General features: G+C 36.0%; 1 pseudogene. It reads left to right on the forward strand.

Going from position 1 to position 405, the window contains the following annotated elements:
• Positions 1-368 (forward strand): annotated as a pseudogene (locus CYO89_RS02890) (aminoacyl-histidine dipeptidase); the annotation flags it as partial.
• Positions 369-405 lie beyond the last annotated feature (37 nt).

The raw sequence follows: 405 nt of genomic DNA on the forward strand, positions 1-405 counted from the left end.
AGTTTTTCGCAAGGTCAATGAGTAAAGACGGCCTAAATAGGATGGAATTTGAAATTTCAGAGCTTGCAAAAGCGGTTGGTTTTAGCGTCATTTCAAAAGATAGAAATCCAGCTTGGAAACCTATAAATGATAAATTTGCAAACGACATCTTAGAAGAGCTTAAAATTTATAAGCCAAATGCAAGGATAACAGCTGTGCATGCTGGACTTGAATGTGGAGTGCTTTTGGAGAAAAAAGCAGGTCTTAGTGCATGTTCTATTGGACCAAACATCTACTCACCTCACTCTACAAGAGAGCACTGCGAAGTAGCTTCTGCGCTTTTTATCGAAAAAGTAGTTCGCGGTATCGTTAAAAAATATAACTCATAAAAAGTAAAATTTGCTAGAAATTTCTAGCAAATTTTAT

Origin of the sequence: Campylobacter concisus, assembly GCF_002913765.1 — a bacterium.
GTDB classification, from domain to species: domain Bacteria; phylum Campylobacterota; class Campylobacteria; order Campylobacterales; family Campylobacteraceae; genus Campylobacter_A; species Campylobacter_A concisus_BB.